This is a genomic window from Kitasatospora sp. NPDC059673, from assembly GCF_042734215.1.
Lineage (GTDB): Bacteria > Actinomycetota > Actinomycetes > Streptomycetales > Streptomycetaceae > Kitasatospora.
Genome location: NZ_JBHWEN010000003.1, coordinates 265,981 through 291,647, shown reverse-complemented (window position 1 = coordinate 291,647; position 25,667 = coordinate 265,981). Strand labels below are relative to the sequence as shown.

Below are 25,667 nucleotides of genomic sequence, written 5' to 3'. Positions count from 1 at the left end.
CGCGAAGACAGGGGCGCGGGGAACTGCGCGACAAGCGCACACCACGTCCGCAAGGTCGCGATCAAGTGCAAGTCACTGCCCTGCATCGCGATCTTGCGGTCGGGTCCTTCCGCTGCGCGCAGTTCCCCGCGCCCCTGGTTGCGCTCTACCGCTTCAGGTCGTCGAACATGGTGCTCAGGAACTCCGTGGACCAGGACAACAGCTCCCGCCCCACCAGCGGCTTGCCGCCAATGCGTCCGCCCGAGCTGGGCCGGGGCACCAGCAGTTGCTGGGCGGCGGACTTGATCTGGGTACGGGGGTAGAGCCGGTTCAGCCGGAGTTGCTGGGACTCCCGCAGATCGACCGGGCCGAAGCGGACGAAGTTGCCCTGCAGGGTGATGTCCCCGATGCCGCAGCGCCGCGCGAACAGTCGCAGGCCGGCCACCAGCAGGAGGTTCTCGACCGGCTCGGGGAGCTTGCCGTAGCGGTCGGTCAGTTCCTCGCGGACCTGCGCGATGTCCGCCTCCGAGTTGACGGCGGCGATCGACCGGTACGCCTGGAGTCGCAGCCGCTCGCCGGGGGCGTAGTCGTGCGGGACGTGCGCGTCGACCGGCAGCTCGATCTTGACTTCGAGCGGCTCCTCCTCCGGCTCGGCGCCCCCGGCCTCCAGGGACTGGCGGAAGTCGGCGACGGCCTCGCCGACCATCCGCATGTAGAGGTCGAAGCCGACGCCCGCGATGTGGCCGGACTGTTCGCCGCCGAGCAGGTTGCCCGCACCGCGGATCTCCAGGTCCTTCATGGCGACGTACATGCCGGCGCCCATCTCGGTGTGCTGGGCGATGGTGGCGAGGCGCTCGTGCGCGGTCTCGGTGAGCGGCTTCTCCGGCGGGTACAGCATGTACGCGTAGCCGCGTTCGCGTCCTCGGCCCACTCGTCCCCGGAGCTGGTGGAGCTGCGAGAGCCCGAAGGTGTCGCCGCGTTCGACGATCAGGGTGTTGGCGTTGGAGATGTCGATGCCGGATTCGACGATGGTGGTGGAGACCAGGACGTCGAACTCCTTCTCCCAGAAGTCGACGACGACCTTTTCGAGCTGCGTCTCCCCCATCTGCCCGTGCGCGGTGGCGACCCGCGCCTCGGGCACCAGGTCCTTCAGTCGCGCCGCCGCCTTGTCGATCGACTCGACCCGGTTGTGGATGTAGAACACCTGGCCCTCGCGCAGCAGTTCGCGCCGGATGGCGGCGGAGATCTGCTTCTCGTCGTAGGGGCCGACGAAGGTGAGGACGGGGTGGCGCTCCTCCGGCGGGGTGGTGATGGTGGACATCTCGCGGATGCCGGTGACCGCCATCTCCAGGGTGCGCGGGATCGGGGTGGCGGACATGGTGAGCACGTCCACGTTGGCCCGCAGCTTCTTCAGCTGTTCCTTGTGCTCGACGCCGAAGCGCTGTTCCTCGTCCACGATGACCAGGCCGAGGTCCTTGAAGCGGGTCTCCGAGGAGAACAGCCGGTGCGTGCCGATGACGACGTCCACCGAGCCCTCGAACAGGCCCTCCAGCACGGTCTTCGCCTCGGTGTCGGTCTGGAAGCGGGACAGCGCCTTCACGTTGACCGGGAAGTTCGCGTACCGCTCGGCGAAGGTCGAGAAGTGCTGCTGCACCAGCAGCGTGGTCGGCACCAGGACCGCTACCTGCTTGCCGTCCTGCACAGCCTTGAAGGCCGCCCGGACGGCGATCTCGGTCTTGCCGTAGCCGACGTCGCCGCAGATCAACCGGTCCATCGGGACGGACTTCTCCATGTCCGTCTTGACCTCGGCGATGGTGGTCAGCTGGTCGGGGGTCTCGGCGTACGGGAAGGCGTCCTCCAGCTCCCGCTGCCAGGGGGTGTCCTGGCCGAAGGCGTGGCCGGGGGCGGCCATCCGGGCCGAGTACAGCTTGATCAGGTCGGCGGCGATCTCCTTGACGGCCTTCTTGGCGCGCTGCTTGGTCTTGGCCCAGTCGGCGCCGCCGAGGCGGTGCAGGGTCGGGGCCTCGCCGCCGACGTACTTGGTGACCTGGTCGAGCTGGTCGGTGGGCACGAACAGCCGGTCGCCGGGGTGGCCGCGCTTGGCGGGCGCGTACTCCAGCACCAGGTACTCGCGGGTGGCGCCCTGCACGGTGCGCTGCACCATCTCCACGTACCGGCCGACGCCGTGCTGCTCGTGCACCACGTAGTCGCCGGCGGCCAGCGCCAGCGGGTCGATGGCGTTGCGGCGGCGGGACGGCATCCGGCGCATGTCCTTGGTGGAGGACTTCTGGCCGGACAGGTCGGTCTCGGTGACGACGGTGAGCTTGAGGGTCTCGTCGACGAAGCCGTGCTCGATCGAGCCGCAGGAGACGTACACGACGTCCCGGGTCGGGGCCTCGCCGAGGTCGGCGACCAACCGGGCCGGGATGCCCTCGTTGCCGAGCACCTCCGCCAGCCGGGCGGCCGGGCCGTGGCCCTCCGTCACCAGCACCACGCGCCAGTCGGCGGCCAGCCGCTCCCGGGCGTCGGTGATCGCCCGCGCGGTGTCGCCCCGGTACGCCTCCACGGCGTGCATCCCGAGCATCAACGTGTCGGCGTCACCGTGCCAATCAGCGGCTCCGCCGCGGGCGAGGATCTCCGACACCGTGGAGTCACTGGTCGCGAACGGGCTGACCGACCACCAGGGCAGCCCGATCCCGGCGGCGTGCTCGCGCACGTCGGCCAGCGACCGGAGCGACGCGGCGGAGACGTCGATCGCCTCCAGGTCGATCGGCCGGTCGGCGCCCGCGGCGGCGGCCACCCAGGACGCGGCCAGGAACTCCTGACTGGTGGCGACCAGGTCCGCGGCCCGGGTGCGGACCCGCTCGGGGTCGCAGACCACCGCGATCGAGCCGGCCGGCAGCACGTCGAGCAGCAGCTCCATGTCGTCGACCAGCACGGGGGCCAGCGACTCCATGCCCTCGACCGCGACGCCCTGCGCGATCTTGTCCAGGATCTCGCCCAACTCGGGGTGCCGGGCGGCCAGTTCGGCGGCCTTGGCGCGCACCTCGTCGGTCAGCAGCAGCTCGCGGCAGGGCGGCGCCCACAGGCCGTGCTCGGCGATCTCCAGCGACCGCTGGTCGGCGATCTTGAAGTAGCGGACCTCCTCGACGTCGTCGCCCCAGAACTCCACCCGCAGGGGGTGCTCCTCGGTCGGCGGGAAGACGTCCAGGATGCCGCCGCGGACGGCGAACTCGCCGCGCTTCTCGACCAGTTCGACCCGGGCGTAGGCGGCGGCCGCGAGCTTGCGGACGACCTCCTCCAGGTCGTGCTGCTCACCGCGCTGCAGGGCCACCGGCTCCAGTTCGGCCAGGCCCTTCACCTGCGGCTGGAGCACGCTGCGCACCGGGGCGACCACCACCTGCACCGGCCCGGCGGCCGGGTCGTCGGCACGCGGGTGGACGATCCGGCGCAGCACGGCGAGGCGGCGGCCGACGGTGTCCGAGCGCGGGGAGAGCCGCTCGTGCGGCAGGGTCTCCCAGGCCGGGAACTCGGCGACCGCGTCGGGCGGCAGCAGCGAACGCAGCGAAGCGGCGAGGTCCTCGGCCTCCCGGCCGGTGGCGGTGACCGCCAGCACCGGGCGGCCGCTCTCACCGGCCCGGGCGGCCAGCGAGCGGGCCAGCGCCGCGATCGCGAACGGCCGGGCGGCGGGCGGGCCGACCAGGTCGAGGTGCTGCCTGTGCCCCGTGGCCGCCGCCTCGATCGCCTCGGCGAGGGCGGCGTCCCGTACGACGACATCGAGCAGTCCGGACAGGCTCATACGTCAAGTTCTCCACGACGGGGACTTGGCCCGGCAACAGACGGCCGCCGGGCAGCGCGACAGTCCCGGAACGCGGTGCGCCCGGGGGGTGTCCAGCCTACGCCGCGCGGGGGCCCCGCACGTGGCGTGGCGTCCCCGGCCGGCGGCGGCGGGCGACTTACCGGTATTCGTACGGGCTCGTCCAGAGATCATGCAGCCGACACACTCCTGTCACTGTCTGTCCATGGTGGACGCGCAGGATGGTGTGCAGCGCAGGCCGCATCCAACCGTGGGGGATGGCTGCGGAAGCGCGATCGCACCCCGATGGGGGTCGGGAGTGCGAAGGCCGGGCGGCCCTGGGTGGGGGCGCCCGCGCCACTCACGCCGGGACTCGCGGCGCCTGCCTGGGGCTGGCGCCGCGAGATCTCGGCGTCGGCGCCTTCCCTGCCTCCACCAGCCTTGTGCGGTGGCCGAGTTCGGCCACCCGCCCGTCACCGGCCAGTTCCCGCGAAGCCGCCCGCGCGGCGGTCGGGGCTCCGTACCCTCTTGTGAAGAAGGTGTGGGGACACCGGGGGATTTCCAGGGGGTTGGGTTCGCCATGCGCGTTGTCATCGCAGGTCAGGGCTACGTCGGTCTCCCGCTCGCGGTTCGCGCCGCCGAGGTGGGCCATCAGGTGGTCGGGTACGACGTGGACGAGCGCCGGATCAAGCGGCTCGCGGTCGGCGAGTCGTACGTCGAGGACATCCCCGGCGACCGGCTGCGCCCGCTGCTGGACTCCGGCCGCTATCTGCCGTCCGCCGATCCGGCCGACGTGGCGGGGTTCGACGTCGCGGTGATCACCGTCCCGACGCCGCTGCGCGACGGCGTCCCCGACCTCTCCTACATCGAGGCGTCCGCGAAACTGCTGGGCCGGCACCTGAAGCGCGGTGCGACGGTCGTACTGGAGTCCACCACCTACCCGGGCACCACCGAGGAGCTGCTCGCACCCTTGCTGGAGGCGGGCAGCGGGCTGCGGGCGGGCGCGGACTTCCACCTCGGCTACAGCCCCGAGCGGATCGACCCGGGCAACCCGGTGTGGAGGCTGGAGAACACTCCGAAGGTGGTCTCCGGCACCACGCCGGACGGGCTGGCGGCCGTCGCGGGCTTCTACGGGCAGCTGGTGGAACGGACGGTGCCGGTCTCCTCCTGCAAGGAGGCCGAGCTGACCAAGCTGCTGGAGAACACCTTCCGGCACGTCAACATCGCGCTGGTCAACGAGCTGGCGATGTTCGCGCACGACCTCGGCATCGACGTCTGGGAGGCCATCGACGCGGCCTCCACCAAACCGTTCGGCTTCCTCCGCTTCACGCCCGGCCCGGGCGTCGGCGGGCACTGCCTGCCGATCGACCCCTCGTACCTGTCCTGGCGGGTGGAGCGGGCGCTCGGCCAGTCGTTCCGGTTCGTCGAGCTCGCCAACGACGTCAACAGCCACATGCCGGACTACGTGGTCCGCCGCCTCGCCGACGCGCTCAACCGGCGCCGCCGCAGCGTCAACGGCTCCCGGGTGCTGCTGCTCGGCCTGGCCTACAAGAAGAACACCGGCGACGCCCGCGAGACCCCGGCGGCCCGGATCGTCGAACTCCTCACCCGCCAGGGCGCCGAAGTCCGCGCCGCCGACCCGCACGTCGTCGCGGGCGTCCACGTCGCCGAACCCCAACTGCCGGGCCGACCCACCCCCGACCACGACGCGGGCCCGCTCGCCACCGTCCACCGCGTCGAGGCCACCGCGGCCGAGCTCGCCGCCGCCGACGCGGTCGTCCTCCTCGCCGACCACGACGAGTTCGACTTCGACGCCGTCACCACCCACGCCCAGTACGTCCTGGACTGCCGCCACCGCCTGACGGGGGCGTCGGTCGAGGTGCTGTGAGCGTCGCCGGGCCGAGTCACTTACGGGCGGCGGGCCGGCGCACCAGCACGGCCACCACGGCCACCGCCACGACCGACAGTCCGCCGGCCGCCGCCCACCACTGCCAGTCGGCGCTGTCCTCGGCCTTGGCAGGGGGCGCTGCGGACGGCACCCCGGAAGCGGACGCCGACGCGGACGCCGACGGTCGTGGCGGCGGCTGGGTGGGGGCGGCCTGGTCGTCGTTGGTGAAGCTGAAGCGCCCCTGGAGCGGCGCCCCGTCGGCCGCGACGGCCCGCCAGGTCACCTGGATGAGGCCCCTCGGCAGGCGGCCGACCTTCTGCTGCACCGTGCGGTCGGTCGCGGTCGGCGCGCCGTCGGTGAAGGGCGTCCCGTCGGTGCCGACGACGGCGATCGTGGTGTAGCCGGCCTGCACCGGGCTGTCGAAGGTCAGCGTGATCGAGGTCGGCGATTCGGTCACCACGGAGTCCGCGGCCGGGTTGGAGTCGAGCAGCTGCGCGTGCGCCGCCGCCCGGGGCGCGGAGACCAGGACGGACAGCGTGGCCAGCAGCAGTGCCGTGAGGAGCGGCACCACCGCCGGGCGGGAGGGGACTCGGGGCTTCACGTGTCAGTCGTCGTCGCCGGCCTCCGGGAAGTTCCCGGCACTTCGTGGGAACTTCCCGCCCACCCGGTCCGACCACTGCGGTAACTGCGGCACGCAAGCACGCCCGCACCCGAGTCGAAAGCCGATGCTCCCCCATGCCGATCACCACCGCCCCGGCCCGTTCCCCCCGTCTGCGCCGCCTCGTCGCCGCCACGGCGGTCGGGGCGATATCCCTCACCGCCCTCGTCGCCTGTGGCAGCAGCGACTCGTCCTCCTCGGCCAAGAGTCCGGCGGCCAGCACCTCGCCCAGCGCCACCGCGAAGGCCGATTCGGCACCGGTCACCGTCAAGGACCCGTGGGTGAAGGCGTCCGACACCGAGATGACCGGCGTGTTCGCCACCCTGGTCAACACCACCGGCGCCAAGGTCACCGTCGTGTCCGGCACCTCGACCGTCTCGGCGAAGACCGAACTGCACGAGGTCGCGGACGTGGACGGCAAGCCCACCATGCGCCCGAAGGCAGGCGGCTTCGTCATCGAGGCGAACGCCAGCCACGAGCTCAAGCCGGGCGCCGACCACGTGATGCTGATGGGCCTGTCCAAGCCCGTGAAGCCGGGCGACGAGGTCACCGTGACGCTGACCCTCGACGACGGCCGGACGCTGAAGTTCACCGCCGTCGCCAAGGCGTTCGCGGGCGGCAAGGAGGACTACAACTCCGGCATGACGAAGGGCTGAGCTCCCGATGGACACCAGCCCCACCGAACCCGCTGCACCCGCCACCGCTGCGGTCGGCCGCCGCCGGCTGCTGACCGGCGGCGCGCTCGCCCTCGGCGGGGCGCTGGCCGGCGGCGGTATCGGTGCCGCCGTGGCCCACAGCCCGCACCGCTCCGGGGAGGACCGGCCGCAGCCGCCCGCGTACGGCACCCAGAAGGTCCCCTTCCACGGGCCGCACCAGGCGGGCATCGACACCCCCGCCCAGGCCCACGGCGTGTTCCTCGGGTTCGACCTGGACGCCGGATCGGACCGCGCCGCCCTGGGCCGCATGATGCGGCTGCTCACCGACGACGCCGTACGGCTCACCCAGGGCGAACCGGCCCTGGCCGACACCGAGGCCCAACTCGCCGCACTACCGGCCCGGTTGACGGTCACCTTCGGGTTCGGCCCGGGCTTCTTCAAGGCCGCCGGGCTGGACGACCGGCGGCCCGCCTCGCTCGAACAGCTGCCGGTGTTCTCCATCGACCGGCTCCAGGACCACTGGTGCGGCGGCGACCTGCTGATCCAGATCTGCGCCGACGACCCGCTCACCGTGGCGCACGCCCAGCGGATGCTCGTCAAGGACGCCCGCACCTTCGCCCGGCTTCGCTGGGCGCAGCGCGGGTTCCGCCGGGGCCGTGGCGTCCAGGACGACGGCGTCACCCAGCGCAACCTGATGGGTCAGATCGACGGCACCGTCAACCCGGCGCCCGGCAGCGACATCTTCACCCAGGCGGTGTGGACCGGCGACGGCCCGGACTGGCTGCGCGGCGGCACCACCATGGTGCTGCGGCGGATCCGGATGGAACTGGAGACCTGGGACGCCGCCGACACCAAGGCCAAGGAGTTCTCGATCGGCCGGACCCTCGACACCGGTGCCCCGCTCACCGGCACCGCCGAGCTGGACCCGCCCGACTTCGACGCCAAGGACAAGTTCGGCTTCCCGGTCATCTCCGAGTTCGCCCACGCCCGGCGCGCCCACGTGAGCGACCCCCGGCAGCGCATCTTCCGCCGCCCGTTCAACTACGACGACGCCCCGGCCGCCGATGGCACCCCTGACACCGGCCTGCTGTTCGCGTCCTTCCAGCGGGACATCGCCGGACAGTTCCTGCCCATCCAGCGCGCCCTCGCCACGTCCGACCTGCTCAACCAGTGGACCACCCCGATCGGGTCCGCCGTCTTCGCCATTCCCCCGGGCTGCGCACCCGGCGGCTGGATCGGCGAGACCCTGCTGGGCTGACTGCCGCGCCACCGCACTACCGCGCGAAACACCTCCGCCCCGTCCGACAGCTGCCTGCTGCCGGACGTGGCGGAGGTGTTTCGGGGCTCCGGCGCTCAGCCCCTGCGCTGGATGCGGTCGCGGCCCGGGCGGGTGTCGTGGTTCAGGCCGTCGTCCACGATGACGATCTTGGGCACGATCTTGGTCTCCGCCTCCGGAGCGGTCGCGGCCACGGCCTGAGCGGCGGGCACGGCGGGCGCGGCCTGAGCGGGCGCGGCCGCAGCGGTCGCGGCGGGCGGGGTCGTGGGCTTGGGCGGCAGCGGGTCCTTGGCGAAGCTGGCGGGCTTGACGGGCGGCGCCGGGGGCTCGGCCACGGTCGGGGTGTAGGGCTTGCGGGGGTCGGCGGCCGCGGGCTTGGCGGCCGGCTCGCCCTTGACGGGGCCCAGGACGACGGCTGCGGGCTTGGCCGCCGGCTCGCCCTTGACGGGGGCCAGCACGGCGGTCGGCCGGTCGGCCGCGGACTGGGCGGCGACCGGCTTCTCGACGACCGGCTTGGCGGCGGCGGCCGTGGCGACGGGGCCCTTGGCGAGGTCGGCCTTCTTCGCGGGAGCGATCGGCGCCCCGTCCTCGGGGTCCTCGATCGCGCCGACGGCGGCGCCGGTGAGGGAGGCCAGGGTGCCCTTGATGTGGTCGAGGTGGGTCTGGACCTTGTCGAGGCGCTTGGTGAAGTCGGCCTGCTCGCGCTCGCTGGCGAGCTTGATCCGGGCGGCCTTCTCCTTGGCGGCGGCGATCTCCGCGTCGGCCTTGACCTGGGCCTGGGTGTCGAGGCGGCGGGCCTCGGCGAGCATCGCCTCGCGGTGCTGCTCGGCCTCCTTGACCTTGGCCTCGGCGGCGGCGGTGATCTTGGCGACGGCGGCGTCCGCGTCGGCCTCGGCGGTGGCGAACTCCTCGTCGGCCTTGCGGCGGCGCTCGGCGAGGGTGACCTCGGACTGCTCGGAGGCGCCGGCGGCGGAGACCCGGATCCGGGCGGCGTGGCCGGTCGCGGCGTGGATGACGGCGCGGGCCTCGGCGTCGGCCTGGGCGCGGATCCGCTCGGCCTCGGCGCGGCTGCGCTCGTCGGTGCTGCGGGCGAAACGGTCGGTGTCCTCGCGCTGCTTGGCGGCGTACTCCTTGGCGGACTTGGCGGCGGCCTCGCCGGCCTCGTGCGCGGCGTCGCGGGCGTCCTCGCCGGAGCGCTTGGCCTTGCTGTGGATCGCTTCGGCCTCGTTCTGCGCGATCTTCAGCAGGGCGGCGGCCTGCTCGCTGAGTTCGCCGAAGTCGGGGTCGGGGGCGTCCTCGGCGGCGTGCTGGATGTCGGCGAGGCGCTTCTCCATCTCGCGCAGTCCGGAGCCGAGCACGCTGAGACGTTCCCAGGCCTCGTCCCGTTCGCGGCTGAGCGCGGTGACGGCCGCGTCGACCTGGTCGGGCGCGTAACCGCGCCGGGAGACGGTGAAGCCGTACTGGGACACGGCGTCGCTCATTCGGCTGTTCTCCTCGTGCTCGCGGGCTGCGCAGCCCCGCCGGGTGCGCGGTTCGGTGGGCGGAAGTGTCCGTCCCATTGACCTATTTTGCGCAGATACGAACGCAAACCAAACAGGCCGCTGCCGCGCGGCCGGGGGAACCGGCCGCGCGGGAGGGGCTACAGCAGTCCGTCCCAGAGCTGTTCCACCAGGACGGCCCACCAGCTCTCGGGCGTGTGCACGGCGGCCGGATCGGCCGCCAGCAGCTGGGCCTGGAAGTCGGTGGTCCAGCGGCCGGCCTGCTCGGGCGTCAGGCCGTGACGCAGGTGCCACATCCGGGCCAGCACGGTCAGGCAGCGGACGAACTCGGGGACACCGGTGTTGACGAACCGCGGCGGCTCGGCCGGGTTCTCGATGTCCACCGCGACCACCGCGGCGGTGCCGTACTGGACGCACAACTGGCGGCCGTAGTCGTTGCCGAGCACCAGGTAGCCGCCGAAGTCCGGGCCGGGCGGCAGTCCGCGCTCGGCGGCCAGCTCGGCCAGCGTCGGGATCGGTCGGCCCTCCTGGGCCTGCGCCCAGAAGAACGGCGGGAACTCGCGCGGCAGACCGACCCACATCAGGGTCTGGGCGACCGCGTCCGGCACGCCCTGCCGGGCCACCGCGCGCTGCTCGAAGCGGAACACGCCCGGACCGAACAGCTGGCCGAGCTCGGCGGCCAGCTGCTGCGGAACCATCGGCGGCAGCGGCGGCACCGAGCCGGGCGGCGGCAGCGGCACCCGCTGGGTGCGGGGGCGCGGCGGCGCGGACACCAGCTGGTGCAGCTGCTCGACGTGCTCGCTCAGCACCGCCATGCCGGCCTGCCGGGCGGCGGTGTCCCGGCCGTACGGGGCGGTGTGGCTGATCCGCGCGTTCGGCCAGGACGCCTTCACCATCCGGGCGCAGTAGCCGCCGGGCAGGTCGCACAGCTCCAGGTCGGTGTGCACCTCCAGCACCTGGTCGGCGGGCACGCCGATCCGGCGCAGCTCCTGCAGCGCCTTCCACTCCGGGTGCGGGGTGCCGAGTTCGGACATCATCACCAGGCTCCGCTCGGAGCCGTCCGGCGCCCGGTAGTTGACCACCGCGGTGGTGCCGGGACCGGTGGTCGGCACACCGGGCGGCGGCACCGGGGCGGCCGGGACGGGGCCGGGGCCGGCGGCCGGGAAGCCCGGGCCCGGCTGCGGCGGGGGCACGGGGGCACCCGGGAACGGCTGTGGCGGCACCCCCTGCGGCGGGCCGGGGAACGGCGGCGGGGCCTGGAACGGGGCACCCTGCTGCGGCCCGGGCACGGGCGGGAACGGCGGCGTCGCCGGGCCGCCCGTCGGCGGCAGCTCGATCGCCGGGGCCAGCTGGGTCGCCTGGTACGCGACGGCGGCGGCCTCGGGCGCCGCGGCGGCCGGCGGCACGGCGGGCGCACCGGCGTCGCCGCGCAGCTCGGCGGGCGCGGGCGGCGGCGGGGCACCCGGGCCGGTACGGCCGCCGGGGCCCTGCGCGGGGCCGCCGGTCGGTGGCAGCAGGTCGTTCGGCGGGGGCGGCGGCGGGACGGTCGGGCCGGTGCGGCCGAGGCCGACGGGCGCGGGGCCGGCGGTCGGCGGCAGCAGGTCGTTCGGCGGGGGCGGCGGCGGAGCCGTCGGGCCGGTGCGGCCGAGCGGCACCCCCTGGGCGGGCGTACCGGGCGCACCCGGCGCACCGGGCAGGCCCATCAGCCCGGGCGGGCCGTCGGTGGCCAGCATGGTCGGGGCGTAGTCGATCGACGGTGCGGGCGGAACGGGCGTACCGGGCACGGGAGTTGAGGGCCCCCCGAGCGGGAACGGCGGCGTCGCGCCGACCGGCGCGGGCACACCCGGCACCGGCGTCCCGTGAACGGGCGTCCCGGGCACCGGAGTCGGCGGACCGCCGACCGGGAACGGCGGGGCCGAGGCGAGCACGGTCGCGGCCTCCGAGCCCGGCGGGGGCGGGACGGGCGGGCCGGGGAGGGGCGCCCCGGACGCGTCGAAGTAGCTGGGGCCCTCCTCGCCCGGCACACCGGGCACACCTGGCACGGGCGGCACCGGCGGCGCGGCAGCCGCCACCGGCGCGGGCGGCACCGGCGCGGCAGGCGGCGTCACCCCAGGCACCGGCGTCGCGGGCGGCGTCACCCCAGGCACGGGCGCGGCAGGCGGCGTCACGCCAGGCACCGACGCGGCCGGCGCGGCCAGCTGCGCGGCCTCCGCGGCCACCGCCGCGGCACCGGCGTCCTGCAGCCACTGCGGGGGGCTGAGCAGGAAGGAGGTGGCCTCGACCGCCCCGCGCACCGGCTTGGCGGCGCCGGCCGGGTTCGGCTCGGCGGGGGTCCCGTACAGCTCCTCGTACTGCCGGACCACCTCGTTGACCGGCAGCGGCGGCCAGAGCACGCTGGCGCCGCTGTCGCGGGCGATCACCAGCCGCGGCGAGGTGCCGGTCCCGCCACCGTGCTCGCTGCCGTCCACCGCCCAGCAGACGTAGCCGAGGTCGAACTCCCGGACCCGCACCTCGCGTTGGAGCGAGCGCGGCACGCCGGCGTTGATCCAGTCCTCGGCGGTCTCCTGCGCCTGCGCGTACGTGGTCACCACGTCTCGTCCCACCCCTGTCGTTCGGTCAGTTCACCGGGACGGCGCGCGCGAAGCCGCCGTCCACCATGAGTTCGGCGACGGTCTCCAGCTCCGGGGGGCTGCCCGCGAGCCGCAGCAGGAAGGCGTCGAAGCTGTCGCCGCAGGGCAGCAGCAGCCGGGCCAGCCGCTGCTCCGGCGGCTCGTCCGCGCCCTGGTCGCGGGCGTCGTCGTAGGGCAGGAACCAGACCGAACCGGTCTGCTCGCCACGGACCTTGAGGGCGAGCAGACCGCCCTGCTGGTAGGCGATGGCCAGATAGTCCTTGGTCAGGTGGTCGCGCAGGCACTTGTTGGCGTACACCAGGTCCTGGGTGCCGTACTCCTCGGTGAGGGTGAGGAACGGCTGGTCGACCAGCAGGCCGAGGTCGACGTCCAGCGCGGCTGCGGCCGGGGCGCGGCCGCCGGCCAGCTTCAGGAAGTCGCGGTAGACGGGCGGCAGCGGGTGGCCCAGGCGCTGCTCGGCGCGCTGCACCAGGTCCTCGGTGACGGCCAGCGGGTCGCCGCCGTCCTTCGCCAGCGGGAGGTGCACGGGGCGGCGCTCCTGGAGCGGGCGGGTGCCGCGCCGGGCGTGGTCGGCGGTGGAGACCGCCAAGCCGCCGTGGTGCCGCAGCAGGGCCTTCACCTCGACCGGGATCAGCTCCATCCGCCGCCAGCCCGCCGGGGCACGGCCGGCCACGTGGTGCCAGGTCCAGCCGTGCGGGGTGGCGACGGCGGTCTCCAGGTCGGCCCACAGTTCGTGGCCCTGGGTGTAGAGCGCGGCGTTCGCCGACACGTAGTCGGTGAGCCGCAGTTCGTCCACGCCGAAGCCCTCCGGCGGGTCGGCGACCTCGGCGGCGGCGACCGCGTACGGCGAGAAGTCCGGGTACCCGTGCTCGTCGATGCGAACGCCCTGGGGGTGCCGCTCGGCCCGGACCGGGTCCGGGAACTGCACCACCTGGCCCGCGTACGCCGCGTTGGGCACGGCAGCGGTGCCGGGCCGACCTGTCGTCATCTGGGGTCCCCCACAGCAGAAGCCGAAATCCTCGGGGACCAGCGTAGGGCAACGACCGGCCGCGTTCAGGGTCACGGGGGTACCCGACCGGGTATCGCCCGGCCGGGTACCGACACCGCGTCAGCTCCGGCGCACCGCCGCCGCCAGGGTCTCCGCCACCCGCACCTGCTGGCCCTCGGTGAGCTGCGGGAACAACGGCAGCGTGAGCAATTGCCCGGCGGCCCGCTCGGTGACCGGGAACGCGCCTTCCGCATGGCCCAGTTCACGGAACGCCGGCTGGAGGTGCACCGGCACCGGGTAGTGCACGCCCACCCCGACACCCGCCTGCTGCAACTCCGCGAGCACCCGGTCCCGGTCCCGCTCCACCCGGACCGCGTACAGGTGCCACACATGCTCGTTGCCGGGCAGCGTCCGGGGCAGCGTGACCCCCTCCAACCCGCCCAACAGCTTGTCGTACCGCTCGGCCGCCGCCCGCCGGGCCTCGTTCCACGCCGGGAGCCTTCGCAGCTTGGCGCGCAGCACCACCGCCTGCAGGGTGTCCATCCGCGAGTTGAACCCGAACCGCTCGTGCACGTACTTGCGCGCCGACCCGTGATCCCCGATCAGCCGCACCGCCTCGGCGAGCTCCGCGTCGTCCGTCACCACCGCGCCCGCGTCCCCGTACGCGCCCAGGTTCTTCCCCGGATAGAAACTGGTCGCCGAGATCCGCCCCCAACTCCCCGACACCCGCCCGTGCCGCGCCGCCCCCTGCGACTGCGCCCCGTCCTCCACCACCGGCAGCCCGCCCGCCGCCTCCAACACCGCTTCCATCGGCGCGAGTTGACCGTTCAGATGCACGGGCATCACCGCAACGGCATCCCCGACCCGCTCGGCCACCTGTTCCACGTCGATCAGCAGGCACTCCTCGTCCACATCCACCAACACCGGCCTGAGCCCGGCCCGCACCACGGCCTCCGCCGTCGCCACAAACGTGTTCGCCGGCAGCACCACCCCACCGCCGGGCTCCAACTCCAGCGCCCGCAACGCAAGTTCGAGCGCATCGGTCCCATTCGCCGTTCCCACGGCGTGCCCGACCCCGCAGAACGCCGCGAACTCCCGCTCGAACGCGGCAACCTCGGGGCCCTTGATGTACGCCCCACTCGCCAGCACCGCCTCGAAGCCCGCCCGGACCTCATCGGCAATCTCGGCGTGCGCAGCGTGCAGATCGACCAGCGGAATATCAGTCACAGAGGATCACCAACCAGGGGAACTGCGCAGACGTGCACCCAGGGGCGCGGGGAACTGCGCGAAGCGGAAGGAACTCGTCGGAAAGATCGCGTCAGAGTGAATGACCTGCACGTGCGGGCGCAACGCGCACTCAGAGCGCTCCCTTCAACGCCGCCACCACCCGCTCCTGCTGCTCCCCGCTCAGCGAGTGGTAGAGCGGCAGAATCAACGTCCTCGAAGTCAGCAACTCCGTCACCGGCAGCGGCACCCTCGCAGACCCCTTGTACGGCGCCTCCAGATGCGCGGCCATGATTCCGCGCCGCGCCGAAACGCCCTCCGCCGCCAACGCAGCGAGCACGTCACTCCGCTCCGGCGCACCCTCCGGCAGCAGCAGCCACAGCGACTGGAAGTTCGACGTCCCGTGCGCCGGATCGCCCACCAGCCGCCCGCCGAGCTCCTCCCCCAGCAACTCCCGGTACCGCCCAGCGAGTTCGCGCCGCCGCGCGACCATCGCCGGAAGCTTCCCGAGCTGCACCAGCCCGATCGCCGCCTGGACGTCCGTCATCCGGTGGTTGAACCCGATCTCGTCGTACGTCTCGAGAACGGCCGCCCCACCCGCCCCGGCGTGCCGGTCGGCGGCCGAGACACTCATGCCGTGCTCCCGCAACCGCCGCAGCCTGGCGGCGAGTTCACCGTCCCGGCAGGTGACCATGCCGCCCTCGCCGGTAGTGAGCAGCTTGCGCGGGTGGAAGGAGAACGCGGCGAGGTCCGCACCCGCGCCGGCGGGGCGCCCCCGGTAGACGGAGCCGGCGGCGCACGCGGCGTCCTCGACGACAGCGATGCCTCGCGGCCGGACCAACTCCTCGATCGCGTCCAGGTCCACGGGGACGCCCCCCTGATCGACGGCGATCACCGCCCGGGTCCGGTCGGTGAGCAGCGGCGCGACGGTCTCGGGCGTGAGGTTGCCGGTGGCCGGATCGACGTCCGCGAAGACGGGAGTCGCGCCGACGTAGGTGACGGCGTTGGCGGTGGCGATGAACGAGAACGACGGCACGACGACCTCGTCACCGGGACCGACGCCCGCCCCCACCAGCGCCAGGTGCAGCGCGGTGGTGCACGAGGAGACCGCGACGGCGTGCGGCACCCCCACGGCCTGGGCGAACGCCCGCTCGAACTCGGCGACGCGCGGGCCTTGGGCGACCCACCCGGAGCGGACGGCTGCCGCCGCGGCCTGAGCTTCTTCCTCGCCGAGCCACGGGATCATGACGGGGATGGTGGACATCGGGTTCTCCTCCGCTGGGTCGCACCCACGTGCAAGTCGTTGTCCCTGAGGCGATCTCCGGGGGTTCCCTCCGGTTCGCGCGGTTCTCCCCCGGACCCGGCGGGCCGGGAGGTGTCCGCACGCGCCCCCGGTTTCGCGCCGTCCGCTAAACCTGCTCCCGCCACCAGGCGACGAGCCTGCGCAGCCCGTCCGCCAGCCCCAGCTCGGGCTTCCACCCGAGGTCGCGTTCGGCGGCCGTGATGTCGGCGAGGCGCCGGACCACGCCGCCGGCGGTGTCACGCGCGGGCCCGTGTTCGACGTCGAGGTCCGACTCCATGGCTTCCAGCAGCGCGTCGGCGAGGCCGCGCAGCGACACCTCGGTGCCGGAGGCGATGTTGTAGACCCGGTCGGTGACGGGGGCGGTGGCGGCGAGCAGGTTGGCCCGGGCGATGTCCTCGGTGTAGACGAAGTCCATGGTCTGGGCGCCGTCGCCGAAGATCAGTGGTGGCTGTCCGGCGGTGATGCGTTCCATCCAGCGGATGAACACCTCGGTGTAGCGGCCGTGCACGTCCATCCGGGGGCCGTAAACGTTGAAGTACCGCAGGGCGACGTAGTCCAGGCCGTACATGGCGTGGAAGCTGCGCAGCAGGCCCTCGTTGAAGACCTTCGCGGCCCCGTACAGGGTGTCGTTGTGGTAGGGGTGCTGGCTCTCCGGCGTCGGGAACACGTCCGCCAGCCCGTACACGGAGGCGGTCGAGGAGGCGATCACCTTCCCCACTCCGGTCTCCGCCGCGGCCTCCACCACGTCGAAGGTGCCGTCGACCATGACTTCCAGGGCGAGCCGGGGTTCGGCGGCGCACTGGGTGATGCGGATCGCGGCGAGGTGGAACAGCGCGTCGGTGCCGGGGGCGAGGAGTTCGCGCAGCAGCGCGCGGTCGCGGATGTCGCCGTCCACCACGGTCAGTTGGCCGGGGGCGGCGAGTTCGCGGGCGCGGGCCAGGTTCTCGGTGCGGCCGCGGACGAAGTTGTCGAGCACGACGACCTCGCGGGCGCCGGCCTCGATCAGTTGGTCGACGACGGTGGAGCCGATGGTTCCGGCGCCGCCGGTGACCACACAGCGGGAGCCTTCCAACACGACGGCGGCGTTCATCGGACGGTGGCCCTCTCCAACAAGGACGGCTGACGGGTGGTCTCCACGGGCACGGTCGCGCCGCCGAGTTCGAGGCTGCGGGAGGCGGCGTGCAACAGGCGCAGCACCCGAAGGCCGGCCCGGCCGTCGGTGAGCGGGGCGCGGCCTTCGCCGATCGCGGCGGCGAATTCGGCCATCACGTTGCGCAGGGCTTCCTGTTCGACCAGGGCGGGGGCGACCATGTCGCCGACCCGGTAGGAGATCAGGGCGCGGTGCCGGATGGCGTCGGTGAGTTCGTCGGGCGGGGTGAGGTCGACGCCGCGGTCGTGGATCGCGAGCCGGGCCTGCGGGTTGAGGTCGTCCCAGACCAGGGTGCGGCGGGAGCCGCCGATCAGGGTGGTGCGGACCTTGGTCGGGGAGAGCCAGTTGACGTGGCAGTGGGCGAGCGCGCCGTTGGACAGGCGCAGCGTCAGGTAGGCGACGCAGGCGCGGCCGGCGCCGATCGGGTCGGCGGCCTGGGCGCTGACGCCGACGGGTTCGACGCCGGGCGGCAGGACGAAGTCGAGGATGGACAGGTCGTGCGGGGCGAGGTCCCACAGCACGTCCACGTCGGGCTGGACGAGTCCGAGGTTGATCCGGACCGAGTCGAAGAACTGGATGTCGCCGATCTCGCCGCCGTGCACCAGCTCGCGGATGCGGCGCACCACGGGGGTGTAGCAGAAGGTGTGGTCGCACATCAGGACCAGGCCGCGCTCCTCGGCGAGGGCGACCAGGTCGGCGGCTTCCTCGGCGGTGGTGGTGATCGGCTTCTCGACCAGGACGTGTTTGCCGGCCTCCAGGGCGGCCCGGGCCAGGCGGTGGTGGGCGGCGGCGGGGGTGGCGATGGCGACGGCCTGCACCCGCTCGTCGGCGAGCACCTGGTCGTAGGAGGTGGTGGCGGTGACGGTGGAGTACTCGCCGAGGACCTTGCGGGAGCGCTGTTCGTCCAGGTCGCACAGCCAGTGCAGGTGCAGTGCGGCGGTCTGTTGGGCGTTGCGGACCAGGTTCGGACCCCAGTAGCCGGCGCCGACGACGGCCAGTCCGATGCGCCGGTCGGGTTCTCGTTCGGTACTGCCCGGTGTGGGCACGTGTTCCCCAGGCGCCTCGTGCGCCACGACGTTCGACCCCATCGCAAGACCCCCCTTGCCGCCGCGTCGCTCGAACGGTACCGGCCCGGCCGGGCCGGTCGAGGCACAATCGGAAAACCCGGTGAACGCCACCGGGGGCGCGCGGTACGGGAGTTGGTCCCTCCGTACACCTCTGTGCGCCCCCGTGTCGCACCCCGGCGCGGCGGAAGTCGGATCCGTTTGGCAGGCTGGACACATCGGGGTGAGGATTCACCGTCCGTCAGCAGACCCCCGGCAGCGGAGAACTGCCGGTGCGCCGTACAACGTCGAGGAGCAGTCATGGACCAGTCGGGCCCGCCGCCCGTGTTGCGGCACCAGCGCGACAGCCTGCTGCCCGCGGTGGCGGCGGCGCTGATGCTGCGCGGCGGCGAGGTGCACACGCTGGCCGGGGAGAAGTCCGATCTGTCGCCGATGCTGCACCCGCTGGTCGGCGAGTTCCTGGCGGCGCTGCCGGTCGACAAGCGCGAGCGCTTCCTCGGCCGCTGCCCGGAGCCGGCGCTGCTGTCGCAGTTCCTGGGGCAGGTCGACGCGTCCCGCTCGAAGCGGGCCTCGCGCAAGCCGATGACGGTGCAGGAGGCCCGCAAGGCGCTGAAGGGCGCCCGGATGACCACGGTGCGGATCCGCGAGGAGGGCGATCCGGCGCACGGCACGCACGCGCCGCCGTGCCGTTCCTGCGCTCCGCTGCTGGATCATCTGAACGTGGCCAGCGTCGCGGTCGGGCCGCCCGGCCGCCGCTGACCCTCCATTCCCCGTCCCCGAACCACCGGAGCACGTCCTGAACGCCAGCACCGTCCGTACCCAGCCCCGCTTCCCGGCCGACGTGGCCGCCGCCCTCAAGCAGGCTGGCTGGCACCCGGGCCGGTGGGAGATCCGCCAGGCCGAACAGTGGGCCGATGCGATGGTCGCGTACGGCGGTCCGCTGGATCCGCAGCACTCGGTGTTCCCCGCCGCGATCGAGGCCTGGGCCGAGTTCGGCGGCCTGGCCTTCGACGTCCCCGGCCCCGGGCGGACGATGGCCCGCACTCCGTTCCTGCTCGACCCGCGCTGCGGCCTGCACGCCCCGCGCACCCTCACCGACCTCGGCCGCGCCCTGGACACCCGGCTCGCCCCGCTCGGCGAAGAACTGCACGGGCAGGCGCTGCTGGCCATCGACGAGCAGGGCCGGGTCTACAGCCTCGACCACACCGGCGAGTGGTTCCTCGGCCACAGCGTCGACCAGGCGCTGGCCACCCTGGTCCTCGGCCTGACCCCGCACCGGCTGCGCACGGCCACCGGGAGCTGACGCGTCAGGCCAGCGGTTCGACGGCCAGCCGCAGCCGGGACGGCAGCACCGCCTCGACCCGGAAGCCGCCGTTCTCCGGCCCGGCGTGGAACATCCCGCCCAGCGCCATCACCCGCTCGCGCATCCCGACCAGGCCGTTGCCGCCGCTCGGCAGCGCCACCGGCATGGCCGCACCGCCGGGGCAGTCGTTGACCACCGACACCCGCACCCCGTTCGGCACGTACGCCAGCAGCACCGTCACCCGCGCCCCGCCGGCGTGCTTGTGGGCGTTCGTCAGGCCCTCCTGCACCACCCGGAACGCGGTCTGCTCGGCCTCCGCGACGTACGCCAGGTGCTCGCCGCTGACGGTCAGCGAGACGGCCATGCCGGCCGCCCGGGACTGCTCCACCAGCTCCGCCAGCTCCCCGAGGCCGCCGACCGGCGCCTCCACCTGGTCCTGCGGCTCGGTCATCCGCAGCACGCCGAGGATCTCCCGCAGTTCGTCCAGCGCCTGCCGGCCGACCTCGCCGATCAGTGCCGCCGACTGCTGGGCCTTCGCCGGGTCCTTGGGGATGATCCGCTCCACCGCCGCCGCGTGCACCACCATCAGGCTGACCCGGTGCGCGACCACGTCGTGCATCTCCCGGGCGATCCGGGTGCGTTCCTCGGCGCGGGCCCGCCAGGCCCGCTCCCTGGCCTGTTCGGCGAGCAGCGTCAGCTCGGTGGCCAGGCCCTCCGCCCGGTCCTTCAGCGACTCCACCAGGCGGCGCCGCGCCCCGATGTACAGGCCGGTCACCACCGGGGCGGTCGCCGTACCGACCGCGACGGCCGCGGCCACCAGCACCAGCGCCCAGCTGGGCGGCACCACATCCCGGGGCGGCGGCGGCTGGCTCGGCGCGAACATCGCGAGCATCGCCATGCCGAAGGTCTCCAGCATCGCGACGCCCGACAGCACGATCACCCGGGCCCGCCGGGTCGGCCACTCCCAGGTCGCCGTCAGCGTGTACAGCGACACCACCAGCAGCGTCACGCCGAACAGGCCCGGCACGAACACCAGCGCCACCACCACCGGCAGCGCGGGCCACCTGCGCCGCACCAGCAGCGAACCGCCGGCCAGCGCTCCCAGGACCACCCCGACCACCACGACCGGCGTGTCCAGCTGCATCCGGCCCCGCAGCAAGGAGAACGCCCCGACGGCGCACTCCAGCCCGGCCGCCAGCGCCAGAGCCACGTCCAGCGCCGCACTGCGCCTTCGCGTCCACCACCACACGCCGTCCCCCGCCGGCTGTTCACTCATAACGGACACCTTACGCAGTGCCCTCCGCCCGCCCCGGCACCCGTCCCTCCCCAGGTGTCCGCCATCCGGCCACCTCTCCGATCTGGCACCGGGTGCCACCTATGCTGTTGCCCGTCGGACAGCGCGGTCCGCACCCGTCACCCGCACTGCGGTGATGGCAGAGCCGTTGCCGAACACCCCCACCACCACAGGGAGCCAGCCGTGACCGCTCCGATCCCCACGCCCACCGAGCACGCGGACAACGCCGCGCTGCGGGCGGACATCCGCCGCCTCGGCGACCTCCTCGGCGAGACCCTCGTGCGTCAGGAGGGCCCGGAACTGCTGGGCCTGGTCGAGCAGGTGCGCCTGCTGAGCCGTACCGACGGCGAGGCGACGGCCCAGTTGCTGGCGTCGATCGATCTGGAGACCGCCGCGAAGCTGGTACGCGCCTTCTCCACCTACTTCCATCTCGCGAACGTCACCGAACAGGTGCACCGCGGACGGGAGTTCGCCTCCCGCCGGGCCCGCGAGGGCTCGGTGCTGGCGCAGACCGCCGACCAGCTGAAGGAGGCGGACCCGAAGCACCTGGCCGACACGCTGGCCCACCTCGCGGTGCGTCCGGTGTTCACCGCGCACCCGACCGAGGCGGCCCGCCGCAGCGTGCTGAACAAGCTGCGCCGGGTCGGTGAGCTGCTGGAGCGGATCCACCGCGAGCAGGCGGCGACCGGCCAGGCCGACTCCGCCCGGCAGACCTCCGCGCGGAGGCAGGCCGACCGCCGCCTCGCCGAGGTGATCGACCTGCTGTGGCAGACCGACGAGTTGCGGATCGCCCGCCCGGAGCCGACCGACGAGGCCCGCAACGCCGTCTACTACCTGGACGAGCTGTACCGCGAGGCGGTGCCCGCGGTGCTGGAGGAGCTGCACGAGGAACTCGCCCGGGTCGGCCTGACCCTGCCGGAGGGGGTGCGCCCGCTGACCTTCGGCACCTGGATCGGCGGCGACCGCGACGGCAACCCGAACGTCACCCCGCAGGTCACCTGGGACGTGCTCAACCTCCAGCACGAGTACGGCATCAAGGACGCGCTGGCGGCGATCGACGACCTGCGCGCCTCGCTGTCCACCTCGGTGCGCCTGGCGGGCGCCTCCGAGGAGCTGCTGACCTCGCTGGACGCCGACCTGACGCACCTTCCGGAGCTGAGCCCGCGCTACAAGCGGATGAACGCCGAGGAGCCGTACCGGCTGAAGGCCACCTGCATCCGGATCAAGCTCGACAACACCCGCGACCGGCTGGCCGCGGGCACCCCGCACGTCCCCGGCCGCGACTACGTCGGCACCCGGGACCTGATCGCCGACCTGAAGCTGATCCAGGACTCGCTGCGCGCCCACCGCGGCGGCCTGATCGCCGACGGCCGGCTCGCCCGGGCGATCCGCACCATCGAGGCGTTCGGCCTCCAGCTCGCCACCATGGACGTCCGCGAGCACGCCGAGGCGCACCACCACGCGCTGGGCCAGCTGTTCGACCGGCTCGGCGAGGAGGCATGGCGCTACACCGACATGCCGCGCGAGTACCGCCAGCGCCTGCTGTCGAAGGAGATGCGCTCGCGCCGCCCGCTGGCCCCGACCCCGGCCCCGCTGGACCCGGCGGGCGCCAAGACGCTCGGCGTGTTCAGGACCATCCGGCAGGGCTTCGAGCGGTTCGGCGACGAGATCGTCGAGTCGTACATCATCTCGATGTGCCAGGGCGCCGACGACGTCTTCGCGGCCGTGGTGCTGGCCCGCGAGGCGGGGCTGATCGACCTGCACGCGGGCATCGCCAAGATCGGCATCGTGCCGCTGCTGGAGACCACCGACGAACTCCAGCAGGCCGACCGGATCCTGGAGGACATGCTCGCCGACCCCTCGTACCGGCTGCTGGTGTCGCTGCGCGGCGACATCCAGGAGGTCATGCTCGGCTACTCGGACTCCTCGAAGTTCGGCGGCATCACCACCTCGCAGTGGGAGATCCACCGCGCCCAGCGCCGACTGCGCGACGTGGCGCACCGGTACGGGATCCGGCTGCGGCTGTTCCACGGCCGCGGCGGCACCGTGGGCCGCGGCGGCGGCCCCTCGCACGAGGCGATCCTCGCCCAGCCCTGGGGCACCCTGGAGGGCGAGATCAAGGTCACCGAGCAGGGCGAGGTGATCTCCGACAAGTACCTGCTGCCGTCGCTGGCCCGGGAGAACCTGGAGCTGACCCTCTCCGCCACGCTGGCCGCGTCCGCGCTGCACACCGCCCCGCGTCAGGCCCCGGAGGAGCTGGCCCGCTGGGACGCCGCGATGGACCGGGTCTCGGAGGCCGCGCACACCTCCTACCGGGCGCTGGTGGAGCAGGAGGACCTGCCGAAGTACTTCTTCGCCTCCACCCCGGTCGACCAGCTGGCCTCACTGCACCTGGGCTCCCGCCCGTCCCGCCGCCCCGACAGCGGCGCCGGCCTGGACGGCCTGCGGGCCATCCCGTGGGTGTTCGGCTGGACGCAGTCCCGGCAGATCGTCCCGGGCTGGTACGGCGTCGGCTCCGGCCTGGCGGCGGCCCGCGCGGCCGGCCTGTCGGACGTGCTCGACGAGATGTACGGGAACTGGCACTTCTTCCGCAACTTCCTGTCCAACGTCGCCATGACGCTGGCCAAGACCGACCTGCGGATCGCCCGCCACTACGTCGAGCAGCTGGTGCCCGCCGAACTGCGGCACGTCTTCGACCAGATCACCGCCGAGCACGAACTGACGCTGCGCGAGGTGCTGCGGCTGACCGGCGAGTCCGAGCTGCTGGAGCACAACGAGGTCCTGAAGCAGACCTTCACCGTCCGCGACGCCTACCTCGACCCGATCTCCTACCTCCAGGTGGCGCTGCTGCGCCGCCAGCGCGAGGAGGTCGCGCTCGGCCGCCCCGAGGACCCGCTGCGGGCCCGCGCCCTGCTGCTGACCGTCAACGGCATCGCGGCCGGCCTGCGCAACACCGGCTGACCGGACGCGACGAGGTCCGCTCCCCGGGGAGCGGACCTCGTTCGTCTGCCTAGGCCTTCTTGCGCTTGCGCAGCCAGGTCGCCGCACCGCCGGCCACCACCACCAGGCCGCCGCCGACGGCGTACACGCCGGCCGAGCCGACGGAGCCGGTGGGCGGGGCGAGCTTGGCCGCGGCCGGCTCGGGGGTGACGGTGCTGACGGGTTCGGCGGCCAGCGCGGGCGTGCCGGCCCATCCTCCGGCGGCCAGGCACAGCACGGTGCCACCGACGACCTTGCCCACACGCTTCGAGCGGATCACGCTCCATACCCCCAGTGACGGCACTTCAATCCTTGCACCGGGTCCGACGGTATCCGATTCCTGGCGTGTTCTGACCACCAGTCAGCTTCCACGAGGCAAGCGTTGCATGAATGTTGTGTACGGAGGGTGGTCGGCGCCGGTCAGGAGTTGTAGTTCTGCTGTGCGCGTTCCAGGCCGTCGGCGAGCAGTGCCTCGACGGCGTCCGCGGAGCGGTCGACGAACCAGTCGAGGTCCTTGCGCTCGGTGGACGAGAAGTCCTTGAGCACGAAGTCGGCGACCTCCATCCGGCCGGGCGGGCGGCCGATGCCGCAGCGCACCCGGTGGTAGTCGGGGCCGAGCGACTTGGTGATCGACTTCAGGCCGTTGTGGCCGTTGTCGCCGCCGCCGAGCTTGATCCGCAGGCCCGCGTAGTCGAGGTCGAGTTCGTCGTGGACGGCGATGATCGCCGAGGCGGGCACCTTGTAGAAGTCGCGCAGCGCGGTGACCGGACCGCCCGAGAGGTTCATGAAGCTCATCGGCTTGGCGAGGATCGCCCGCTTGCCCGACAGGCGCCCTTCGGCGACCTGGGCGCGGCTCTTGTGGGCCTTGAACCTGGCGCCCATCCGCTGGGCCAGCAGGTCGACCACCATGAAGCCGATGTTGTGCCGGTTGCGGGCGTAGCCCTCGCCGGGGTTGCCGAGGCCCACCACCAGCCAGGGGCCGTCGTACTCGCTCATGCCGCTCCTCACGCGGGTGTCGTTGCGTCGTCCATCATCCCGGACATGCCGCTGCCCCGGCCGCCCCCGCGGAAGCGGGACGGCCGGGGCAGCGGTGGAAAAGATCGCGAGGATCAGGCCTCGACAGCGGCCTCTTCGCCCTCGGCGGCCTCGGCGGCCTCGGCCTCTTCTTCCTCGGTGGCCTCGGGGGCCTGGGCGCCGATGACCTGCAGGACGACGGCGTCGGCCTCGACGGCCAGCGCGACGCCGGCCGGCAGGGCGATGTCGCCGGCGGTGATGGAGGCGCCGGCCTCCAGGCCCTCGATCGAGACGGTGACGGACTCGGGCAGGTGGGTGGCCTCGGCCTCGATCGGGAGGGCGTTCAGCACGTGCTCGATCAGGTTGCCGCCGGGGGCCAGCTCGCCCTCGGTGTGGACCGGGATCTCGACGGTGACCTTCTCGCCGCGCTTGACCAGCAGCAGGTCGACGTGCTCGATGGAGCGCTTGATGGCCTCGCGCTGCACGGCCTTCGGCAGCACGTACTCGTCCTTGCCGTCGATCGGGACGACCAGCAGGGCGTTCGGGGTCTTCAGGGCCATCATCAGGTCGTGGCCGGGCAGGTTCAGGTGAACCGGGGCGTGGCCGTGGCCGTAGACGACACCGGGGACGAAGCCGGCGCGGCGGGCGCGACGGGCGGCACCCTTGCCGAACTCGGTGCGGGACTCAGCGGCGATGCGGATCTCGGACACGACTGCACTCCTCGGAAATGCGAAGGGGTGCAGGAACGACAGAACCGCCGGGCCACACCCTCAGTTGCGTTTGGGGGGACACTCGGCGGTTCGATCAAAGCGCATCGTTCTCGCGCGTCGATCACGGAGCACCGAAATGGGCATCCCTCGCCGAGCAGTCTCCCCAGACTAACCGGGGGGTGGCGCGGACGTGAAATCGGCCCCCGGTTCCAGACGGAACCGGGGGCCGAATCAAGGGTCCGACGGGGGGTCAGCT

Annotated in this window: 19 protein-coding genes; 6 read left to right on the top strand and 13 right to left on the bottom strand. The window is 73.2% G+C overall.

All coding sequences use genetic code 11. The features are described from left to right. Positions 1-145: 145 nt before the first annotated feature. Positions 146-3,778, bottom strand: a complete 3,633-nt coding sequence (mfd, locus tag ACFV18_RS06020; RefSeq protein ID WP_380479738.1) for a transcription-repair coupling factor — start codon at positions 3,776-3,778, stop codon at positions 146-148. Between the two features lie 577 nt (positions 3,779-4,355). Here mfd and ACFV18_RS06015 point away from each other — a divergent pair. Beyond that, positions 4,356-5,663, top strand: a complete 1,308-nt coding sequence (locus tag ACFV18_RS06015; RefSeq protein ID WP_380479736.1) for a nucleotide sugar dehydrogenase — start codon at positions 4,356-4,358, stop codon at positions 5,661-5,663. Between the two features lie 16 nt (positions 5,664-5,679). Here ACFV18_RS06015 and ACFV18_RS06010 read toward each other — a convergent pair whose 3' ends face one another. Then, on the bottom strand, positions 5,680-6,264 hold the full coding sequence (locus ACFV18_RS06010; RefSeq protein WP_380479734.1) for a copper resistance protein CopC: 585 nt from the start codon (positions 6,262-6,264) through the stop codon (positions 5,680-5,682). A gap of 134 nt (positions 6,265-6,398) precedes the next feature. On the opposite strand from ACFV18_RS06010, the gene ACFV18_RS06005 reads away from it, so the two are divergent. Both ACFV18_RS06005 and ACFV18_RS06000 read left to right on the top strand, forming a co-directional pair. Continuing rightward, positions 6,399-6,977: a copper chaperone PCu(A)C gene (locus ACFV18_RS06005; protein WP_380479732.1), complete on the top strand. Its 579-nt coding sequence runs from the start codon at positions 6,399-6,401 to the stop codon at positions 6,975-6,977. Positions 6,978-6,984: 7 nt separating this feature from the next. After that, on the top strand, positions 6,985-8,235 hold the full coding sequence (locus ACFV18_RS06000) for a Dyp-type peroxidase (RefSeq protein WP_380479730.1): 1,251 nt from the start codon (positions 6,985-6,987) through the stop codon (positions 8,233-8,235). 95 nt (positions 8,236-8,330) lie between these two features. Here ACFV18_RS06000 and ACFV18_RS05995 read toward each other — a convergent pair whose 3' ends face one another. The 7 genes from ACFV18_RS05995 to ACFV18_RS05965 form a co-directional block, all read right to left on the bottom strand. Beyond that, positions 8,331-9,734 (bottom strand): hypothetical protein, encoded by a 1,404-nt coding sequence (locus ACFV18_RS05995; RefSeq protein WP_380479728.1) that lies wholly within the window; start codon positions 9,732-9,734, stop codon positions 8,331-8,333. Between the two features lie 158 nt (positions 9,735-9,892). Further along, positions 9,893-12,340, bottom strand: coding sequence for an SUKH-4 family immunity protein (locus tag ACFV18_RS05990; protein WP_380479726.1), 2,448 nt, complete (start codon positions 12,338-12,340; stop codon positions 9,893-9,895). Positions 12,341-12,368: 28 nt separating this feature from the next. Further along, complete coding sequence (locus ACFV18_RS05985; protein ID WP_380479724.1) at positions 12,369-13,370, bottom strand: SMI1/KNR4 family protein; 1,002 nt, start codon at positions 13,368-13,370, stop codon at positions 12,369-12,371. Between the two features lie 120 nt (positions 13,371-13,490). Continuing rightward, on the bottom strand, positions 13,491-14,597 hold the full coding sequence (locus tag ACFV18_RS05980; RefSeq protein ID WP_380479722.1) for a DegT/DnrJ/EryC1/StrS family aminotransferase: 1,107 nt from the start codon (positions 14,595-14,597) through the stop codon (positions 13,491-13,493). Between the two features lie 130 nt (positions 14,598-14,727). Next, complete coding sequence (locus ACFV18_RS05975) at positions 14,728-15,858, bottom strand: DegT/DnrJ/EryC1/StrS family aminotransferase (RefSeq protein ID WP_380479720.1); 1,131 nt, start codon at positions 15,856-15,858, stop codon at positions 14,728-14,730. A 145-nt stretch (positions 15,859-16,003) separates the two neighbouring features. Beyond that, positions 16,004-16,987 carry an NAD-dependent epimerase/dehydratase family protein gene (locus ACFV18_RS05970; protein WP_380479718.1) on the bottom strand — a complete coding sequence of 328 codons (984 nt, stop codon included), beginning with the start codon at positions 16,985-16,987 and terminating at the stop codon, positions 16,004-16,006. After that, positions 16,984-18,135, bottom strand: a complete 1,152-nt coding sequence (locus ACFV18_RS05965; RefSeq protein WP_380479716.1) for a Gfo/Idh/MocA family protein — start codon at positions 18,133-18,135, stop codon at positions 16,984-16,986. Before ACFV18_RS05965 ends, ACFV18_RS05970 begins: the two co-directional genes overlap by 4 nt. Positions 18,136-18,411: 276 nt before the next feature. Here ACFV18_RS05965 and ACFV18_RS05960 point away from each other — a divergent pair, with 276 nt between their 5' ends. After that, positions 18,412-18,870 carry a YwqJ-related putative deaminase gene (locus ACFV18_RS05960; RefSeq protein ID WP_380479714.1) on the top strand — a complete coding sequence of 153 codons (459 nt, stop codon included), beginning with the start codon at positions 18,412-18,414 and terminating at the stop codon, positions 18,868-18,870. A gap of 82 nt (positions 18,871-18,952) precedes the next feature. Further along, entirely contained in the window at positions 18,953-19,414 is a 462-nt protein-coding gene (locus ACFV18_RS05955) for an SUKH-3 domain-containing protein (RefSeq protein ID WP_380479712.1), read from the top strand. A gap of 4 nt (positions 19,415-19,418) precedes the next feature. Here the strand turns inward: ACFV18_RS05955 and ACFV18_RS05950 are convergent, their stop codons facing one another. After that, positions 19,419-20,690, bottom strand: coding sequence for a sensor histidine kinase (locus ACFV18_RS05950; protein ID WP_380479710.1), 1,272 nt, complete (start codon positions 20,688-20,690; stop codon positions 19,419-19,421). Between the two features lie 201 nt (positions 20,691-20,891). Between ACFV18_RS05950 and ppc the strand changes: the two genes are divergently transcribed. Further along, positions 20,892-23,669 carry a phosphoenolpyruvate carboxylase gene (gene ppc, locus ACFV18_RS05945; protein WP_380479708.1) on the top strand — a complete coding sequence of 926 codons (2,778 nt, stop codon included), beginning with the start codon at positions 20,892-20,894 and terminating at the stop codon, positions 23,667-23,669. A 49-nt stretch (positions 23,670-23,718) separates the two neighbouring features. Here ppc and ACFV18_RS05940 read toward each other — a convergent pair whose 3' ends face one another. The 3 genes from ACFV18_RS05940 to ACFV18_RS05930 form a co-directional block, all read right to left on the bottom strand. After that, positions 23,719-23,967: a hypothetical protein gene (locus ACFV18_RS05940; RefSeq protein WP_380479706.1), complete on the bottom strand. Its 249-nt coding sequence runs from the start codon at positions 23,965-23,967 to the stop codon at positions 23,719-23,721. 140 nt (positions 23,968-24,107) lie between these two features. After that, complete coding sequence (gene pth, locus ACFV18_RS05935; RefSeq protein ID WP_380479704.1) at positions 24,108-24,683, bottom strand: aminoacyl-tRNA hydrolase; 576 nt, start codon at positions 24,681-24,683, stop codon at positions 24,108-24,110. 113 nt (positions 24,684-24,796) lie between these two features. After that, positions 24,797-25,411, bottom strand: coding sequence for a 50S ribosomal protein L25/general stress protein Ctc (locus ACFV18_RS05930; protein ID WP_380479702.1), 615 nt, complete (start codon positions 25,409-25,411; stop codon positions 24,797-24,799). Positions 25,412-25,667: the final 256 nt, after the last annotated feature.